The sequence below is a fragment of the Paenibacillus sp. N119s genome, from assembly GCF_059447605.1.
On the sequence record NZ_JCAJRU010000259.1, the window covers coordinates 1 to 6,589 of the forward strand.

General features: G+C 47.5%; 8 protein-coding genes. 4 read left to right on the forward strand and 4 right to left on the reverse strand.

The window, feature by feature from the left end; all coding sequences use genetic code 11:
• Together AC5V8P_RS21990 and AC5V8P_RS21995 are read right to left on the reverse strand one after the other, a co-directional pair.
• On the reverse strand, nucleotides 1-987 hold a 987-nt coding region (locus tag AC5V8P_RS21990), incomplete at its 3' end, for an MGDG synthase family glycosyltransferase (protein ID WP_495473864.1).
• Nucleotides 988-1,030: 43 nt separating this feature from the next.
• Nucleotides 1,031-2,068 (reverse strand): serine hydrolase domain-containing protein, encoded by a 1,038-nt coding sequence (locus AC5V8P_RS21995; RefSeq protein WP_064796652.1) that lies wholly within the window; start codon nucleotides 2,066-2,068, stop codon nucleotides 1,031-1,033.
• Nucleotides 2,069-2,433: 365 nt separating this feature from the next.
• Here AC5V8P_RS21995 and AC5V8P_RS22000 point away from each other — a divergent pair, with 365 nt between their 5' ends.
• From AC5V8P_RS22000 to AC5V8P_RS22010, 3 genes are all read left to right on the forward strand, one after another.
• Nucleotides 2,434-2,622, forward strand: coding sequence for a hypothetical protein (locus AC5V8P_RS22000; RefSeq protein WP_007428354.1), 189 nt, complete (start codon nucleotides 2,434-2,436; stop codon nucleotides 2,620-2,622).
• Between the two features lie 135 nt (nucleotides 2,623-2,757).
• A complete protein-coding gene (map, locus tag AC5V8P_RS22005) occupies nucleotides 2,758-3,507 on the forward strand; it encodes a type I methionyl aminopeptidase (protein WP_064796781.1) in 750 nt (249 codons plus the stop codon).
• A gap of 184 nt (nucleotides 3,508-3,691) precedes the next feature.
• Entirely contained in the window at nucleotides 3,692-4,204 is a 513-nt protein-coding gene (locus tag AC5V8P_RS22010) for a GNAT family N-acetyltransferase (RefSeq protein WP_063211322.1), read from the forward strand.
• Here AC5V8P_RS22010 and AC5V8P_RS22015 read toward each other — a convergent pair.
• Nucleotides 4,193-5,452: a DUF438 domain-containing protein gene (locus tag AC5V8P_RS22015; RefSeq protein ID WP_064796651.1), complete on the reverse strand. Its 1,260-nt coding sequence runs from the start codon at nucleotides 5,450-5,452 to the stop codon at nucleotides 4,193-4,195. The two genes, AC5V8P_RS22010 and AC5V8P_RS22015, sit on opposite strands and share 12 nt — an antisense overlap.
• A gap of 14 nt (nucleotides 5,453-5,466) precedes the next feature.
• The gene (locus tag AC5V8P_RS22020; RefSeq protein WP_269203236.1) at nucleotides 5,467-5,595 is read right to left on the reverse strand and encodes a hypothetical protein; all 129 of its coding nucleotides are present in this window, start codon (nucleotides 5,593-5,595) and stop codon (nucleotides 5,467-5,469) included.
• A gap of 239 nt (nucleotides 5,596-5,834) precedes the next feature.
• On the opposite strand from AC5V8P_RS22020, the gene AC5V8P_RS22025 reads away from it, so the two are divergent.
• Nucleotides 5,835-6,554, forward strand: coding sequence for a hypothetical protein (locus AC5V8P_RS22025; protein ID WP_064796650.1), 720 nt, complete (start codon nucleotides 5,835-5,837; stop codon nucleotides 6,552-6,554).
• The last annotated feature ends 35 nt before the right edge of the window (nucleotides 6,555-6,589 follow it).

A 6,589-nucleotide genomic window follows, 5' to 3' on the forward strand; every position in this document is an offset into this window, starting at 1 on the left:
CGTGGTGCGAGCAATGCGGGCAGCTCCTTTTTGCTGCAGATACAGAGCATTATTTAGTTCCTGACCAGGTACGGGTTTGAACACCAGGATAGGCAAACCAGATGCGATGCTTTCTGAGAGCGTGATACCGCCAGGTTTTGTAATCACCAGATTACTTGCTCGCATAAGTGCTGGAACGTAGTCCACGAATCCGTAGGTATAGATGTCTGGATGGTCTGCATATAGCGCATCCAATTCTGCTTTCAATTGCTGGTTGCGTCCGCACACGATCAGCAGTCGTAGCTGCGGAAGGCGGCTCAAATGACGACAGATATCCAGTATGCCGGATAACACACCGTAGGCGCCTGCCATAATGAGCAGTGTGGTCCTCTCAGTCTGTAACGGTAGGATTGTCTGCGGCTGATCAGGGACTTCGTCGGCAGATAGGTTATAAAAAGAAGCGTGAATCGGAATCCCAGTCGCGGCTATACGTTCGATAGGGATTCCCCGCTGCGCGGCTTCCTGCTGAAGATCCTCAGTGGCTACATAATAGCGATCAATATCAGGATGTAGCCAGCGCCCATGCAGGTCGAAATCTGTAACCACATTGACAATCGGCAAATTCATGCCCATTTTGCGGCGCAACGCCGGGAGAGCAAGCTGCGGGAAGGTATGGATCACAAGATCCGGCAACTCCTTTTTCAGTGTGAGAGCAAGCTGACGCATTCCGAATGAATGCAGTACATGGCCAAAGGCCGATTTAGCCTGCATACTGCGCGTGATGTTATAGACCCAGCCGTATAGCTGTGGAATGGTTTTGAAGCTTTGCATATATACAAATTTGGTCAGCCCATTCAGCCATGGATGAGATTCAGCCATCAGATCGAGTAGTTGTACCTCGCAGTGTCCGAGTCTTCGCAAACTATCCATGATTGCCCGAGCGGCCTGGACATGGCCTTCCCCGTAGCTGGCGTATAATATTAGAATTTTTGGTGCTGAGACTTCCATGATTGTTTAGCCCCCTATATTCAATAAGCACATGAAGCTCATTTCAGGAACGTTCCAAGTTGAGGGAGGATATGGCTGGCAAAACGAAACGCTCTAGCAGCGTTCGTGGGTTTTTCCAGCGGCTCACCTTGCTGTCTGCTGTAAACACCACGACTGCGTTCGCTTCCGGTATCAGATAAATTTGCTGTCCTCCATGTCCGTGCGCACATGCATAGTCCATGCTGTGGAGTCTTCCAGTCCACCATTGGAATCCGTAATCTCCGAATTCCGGATAGCCTTCAACCTGTCGCTGCGTCGCCTGATGCAGCCAATCGGTTGGGATCAATTCTTTCCCATTCCAGATGCCTTGATGAAGGCAGCAATCGCCGAATTTAGCCATGTCTCGCGACGTCAGGTACAGACCAATGTGGCCCATGGTGTAGCCTTCTGGATCTTGTGCCCAACCACTTTTCCCGAATCCTAACGGTTCGAATAAATGCTGGAGAGCATACGTATAGGCATCAATCCCACTGCAACGGGTGAGCAGTACGGACAACAGATGCGAATCCACACTGCGATATTGGAATACGCCGATTTGATCCTCCTGTACAGGTAAGCGTAGGGCAAAGGACGGCCAGCTTTTACTGCGATGAAAACGGTGGATAAAAGCTTCACCGAGCTTTTTGCCTGTCTGCCAATACAAGCCTGACGTCATAGTCAGCAGATGACGAATCGTAATCCGTTCTAGCAGTGTATCCTTCCGCTGGGGTAAATACTCAGGAATCAGCTTATGCACAGCTGTTTCGGGTCCGGGCATATCCCCGCGCGCCATAGCAATGCCGACGAGCGTGGAGGTGAAGCTTTTGGTTGCGGAACGCAAATCATTCAAAGCGCTTGCCTCATGACCGTTGTAATAGCGTTCCCAGATCAGCTTGCCGCGGCGAAGCAGCAGGAAGCTGTGCATTTTCGGAAATTTGGCTGGGATTTCGTGGTCTGCCTGATCCAGTAGGGAGGCATTGATGCCTTCCTCTTCACAAGTTCCGAGGTTCAGCGCAGACAGCCGGGCAACAGGTGCAGTGAACAGCGGAGCATTACGGCTCATCCTTTTCCCTCCCTTGTTATGTTTATTTATTTTACCCCAAACACATACGCTCCAAAAGCCGATAAATAAGGTATACCTCTATACAGCTGCTAATTTGAGACCTCCAAATGCTATGAAGCGTAAAAGATAGGTGAAATCAATGTAAATTTACTGGAAAGCTGAAAGCTGTATTTGAATATGGTATAATGGGGTAGTGATTCAGCCAAACGAAAATGGGTTAATAATAGTGTCAGGTACATGCCTCGCATCAGGCATTCCCGACCTAAGCTGCACTAGACATACTACTTCACTGCATAAGGACATCAATACTTTTCGGCATTCTCTTCAACGGAGCACTTATTTTCAACGTTTTGGGAGGGAGTTACATGGCAACGAAAGGTCACAATGAAGTTAAGGAAAGTCTGCGGGAAATGACTCGAATTTTCCGGCCTAAGGATCCCAAAAAATTTGTAAAGGAATATGTGCGAAAATACCGGATAACAGGAGGGTATGAGGAAGAGTTGACCATGGTGGTGGAAAACGAACTCGGCCGCATAAATTCTTCAGTATCTTAAGGGTTCGCTTACTGAACAACTAGAAACACGACTTTTATAAACCGTCTATCCGCAGAGGAGACGGTTTTTTTGTGTCCGTCTTGCATACAATGGGATAGGTTTAGTGAATTGTATGTACAAAGGAGGCGGATTCCAATAGAAGTAGCGATACGAACACCGGAGGAAATCGGCTATATGAGGGAGGCCGGACGTATTTTGGCAGATTGCCATCGTACGCTGGAAAGTCGTATTCTTCCGGGAATCACAACGCTTGAAATTGATGCTTGGGTGGAGCAATTTCTACGCAAGCGTGGTGCCACGCCCGAGCAAAAGGGCTATAAGGGGTTTCCTTATGCTACCTGCGCTTCGGTCAATGAGGTGGTATGTCATGGCTTTCCCTCGCAGCGGGTGCTTCATGATGGGGATATTGTGACCATCGACATTGTGGTCAACAAGGATGGGTGGCTGGCTGATCGGGGATGGACCTATGCAGTGGGTAACATCAGCCGGCCGGTAGCCAAGTTGCTACGACAGACCCATAAGGCGCTGATGCAAGGCATCGAAGTTGCCCGCCCGGGCAAGACCTTAGGGGATATCGGGCATGCGGTGGAAAAAGCGGCAAGATGGCGACGGTACGGTAACGTCAAATCTCTGATCGGGCATGGGATCGGGCGCCACATGCATGAGCCGCCTGACGTTCTCCACTACGGCCGTGCTAGAACGGGATTGCCGCTGCGCGAAGGGATGGTGATTACCATTGAGCCGGTATTTACCCTCGGACCCGAAGGCGCGGTGCTCTGGGGGGATGATGGCTGGACCATCAGCACAGCAGACGGCAGTTGGGGCGCTCAATACGAGCACACGATTGCGATTACAAAAAACGGTCCTTATATTTTGACCTCGTAAAAGAGTATTGTGCCATAGGGAGTCCAATGTGCGGGTCGTGTGCATAAGACTCTCTTGGTAAGTTTTTTAGAATAGCATATCCACTTCACCAAACAATGAGCTTCTTGTTATAAATCATAGATCGAGATTTGGATCGTCGGTATAATAGGAGGCATAATATTTGGAAACTAGGAGTGGAATCAACATGATGATCAGGGAAGCGACAATATCAGATGCCGAAGACATCGCCAAAGTGCATGTAGACTGCTGGAGAACGACGTACAAAGATATCATGCCTGCCGAGGTTCTGGAACGGCTTTCCTATGAGCAAAGAACAGAACTGTGGAATGCGAATCTATCTACTGAAGACGGCCATCTCGTATATGTTGCTGAAAATGAGGAGGGGGAGATTATTGGATTCGTGAGTGGAGGTCCGGAAATGTCAGGGGAATATCCCCCATACGGGGGGGAGATAACGGCTCTTTATGTTTCGAGTGAATACCATAGTTTAGGGCTGGGCAAGAGACTATTTTTACGCTTGCTTCAACATTTTAATAGTATGGATATTCACTCTGTTATGGTGTGGGTGCTGGCTGATAATCCAGCATGTACTTTTTATGAAAGGCTGGGGGCCAAACCTGTAGTAGAACAGCATATTATAAATATGGGCGACAAAAACCTGAACATGGTGGCTTACGGCTGGTTGCTACTCGGATAGTATACGCTTTTGTCCTTCCAAGGCGCGAATAGGAGCGATATTTTGCGTGAATTCCAGCGTTCCCAGATAGCGTCCTTCGGCATCACGAATAGCAAAGTAGCGGATGTAGACAAATTTGTCCTTGATTGGAATCCAAAAATCTTCAACATCCTTGCGACCGGCTTTAAAATCCTCCAGCAGTTTCTCAACAACATGCACACTTTGCGGCGGGTGGCAATTTTGTACGGTACGACCAATGACGGCCTTGGTACGGGCAAAAATCCGTTCTTTACCATGAGAGAAATAGCGAACAACATCATTTTCATCGATAAAGGTCAGGTCAACAGGCAGATGATTCAACAGCAGTTCCAATTGTTGTACAGATACAATTCCTGTTTCGAATCGCACGAACCCTTGCGGAGTAGCGGAAGTGCCTTCTGTTTGCTCAAGGGCTTCTACGGGGTCCTTTGCCCGTTCAGGTATCCATTCACGTTCAGGAGCGGTCAGACAGAAACCGATTTCCTCGCTTTCCCGGGCTATTTTCAGCCATTCATCCTCGGTCAGCTTACTGAGTGCCATCGGCAGCAAAATATTCTCTTCCTTGAATATCATTTCATTCACTTCGCTCATGATATGGGCAAGTGCCTGCCCAATCTGTTCACGATTCCCGTTATACTCAGTGAGCAGCTGTTTTGCATCCTTGATGGCGGCGCGAATCCCGTCGTCCACCCCCCACATCACTTTGGTTGGACCAAAGATTCCATAGCGTTCAAGATAAGGAAAGACCAGATTCTCTTTGCGGCTATAGTGCTTGTCGAGATCCATTAGCAGACTTAAATCCTCCAGCAACTTGTAAATCACCTTAGGACTGTCTTCCTTTTGAAATTGCTCTGCATGCAATGCCAGCTTAAAATTGACCAGCCGTTCGATCTCACGATTTTCCAGCTTGAAGGTGTGGACAGGATGCCCCGGTTGTTCCTCCGGTCCTGAAGGACGGTGAATATCCTCAATAGAGCCCTTGAATATCGACGTATGAACGGAACAGAGGCGTTGGACTTCCGACACCGGGATTCCCTCCTCGGTCATCAAGGCATGCTCCATAGCTGAAATTTCCGCCACGCTTACTCCGCCAACGGCCTCTGCAAAACGCGCTTTGACTTCCTCCACGCTTTTCCCGGCATGTAGTTCTTTTATAATTTCCTTCAAGGTTCGTTGACGCTCCGTTAATTCCTGTGCTGTATGTTCCCGGTTGTTAATGAGCTCGCTCATGATGGTTAACTCCTTTATTTTTGAATGATAAAACCATGTTGCATAAACGTCTGCTGCACAGTTTCCATACTTATTTTCTTTAACGCAATTCCTTTGGACAGTGTCATAAAACGTCCTGCGGTTTGAAGCATGCTTTGATCCATTTGTTCATCCCCTTGATTGAGAACGTTTTTCATTTACAGAGTAGCATAGGCTCAAACGAGCTATTGTGATTGTACGCACAATTTTGTTCGGGTGGTTGACAACGGTAAATCTTGGTTTATATACTGTGTATAAAGATATATACAGTAATAACACTGGAGACACTGTGGTAACACTTCGAAATGAAGAGCGAACGAGGTCGTTATTACACAGGTAGTGCAGAAGGGATCAGGATAAGAAAATGACGATCATGAAGCAGGCATGGATGATTACCCGTCAGGATTTTCGCAAGAATCCATATGCAGCACTATGGACGTTGCTATTTATTGCGTATTTGGGGTTTACCATGAGTTTTGCGGTAAGTGTGCAATGGGGTGAGCATGCAGCCTTGAGCCCAGTAGCTGATTTCATTATGCTGGCGTTGATTCCGTTTTTGGGATTCTTTTATAACCGTCGAGCGTTCAAATATTTGCAGGAAGATTCCTATACGCACATGTTAGCTTTTTTCCGCACCTTGCCTATACCGATGAAAGCCGTAATTATGAGCCGAATTCAACAAGGGATATTGGCGTTTGTTGTGAATAGTGTGATATTTTTTACTCTTTTGTTTACGTTGTCAGGTACGCTTCGGATATATGCCAGCACAGGTTTCTTTGTATCGTTTGCTCTGACATGGATAGGCTACGGAATGCTCATTCAAGCCATCTATATTCATTTGGAATTTCTGAAGAGAGGAAAAGAGTACTTTTGGCTATCCATTGTCGTCATGATCATGTGCGGAATAGTTACGATTATAGTTCGAGTCTGTGGGGCCAATCTGGTGCTGATAACGGCATCTTATAGTAAGGAATGGATGCTCTTGTCTCCGGTAATGTGGGGAGCATTGCTAGCAGGAGCCTTTGGAATGTTCGTGTCCTATCTGGTGACACAGCGCAAGCTCATGAAACGGGACTTAACTTAGTCGTATGTATACAAAAATAACTAAAAAGGGAGGGA

Coding starts and splice junctions, on each gene's coding strand:
- AC5V8P_RS22000 (WP_007428354.1), top strand. CDS start 2,434: ATGGCAACGAAAGGTCACAATGAAGTTAAGGAAAGTCTGCGGGAAATG.
- AC5V8P_RS22015 (WP_064796651.1), bottom strand. CDS start 5,452: ATGAGCGAGCTCATTAACAACCGGGAACATACAGCACAGGAATTAACG.
- AC5V8P_RS21995 (WP_064796652.1), bottom strand. CDS start 2,068: ATGAGCCGTAATGCTCCGCTGTTCACTGCACCTGTTGCCCGGCTGTCT.
- AC5V8P_RS22020 (WP_269203236.1), bottom strand. CDS start 5,595: ATGGATCAAAGCATGCTTCAAACCGCAGGACGTTTTATGACACTGTCC.
- AC5V8P_RS22025 (WP_064796650.1), top strand. CDS start 5,835: ATGACGATCATGAAGCAGGCATGGATGATTACCCGTCAGGATTTTCGC.
- AC5V8P_RS22010 (WP_063211322.1), top strand. CDS start 3,692: ATGATGATCAGGGAAGCGACAATATCAGATGCCGAAGACATCGCCAAA.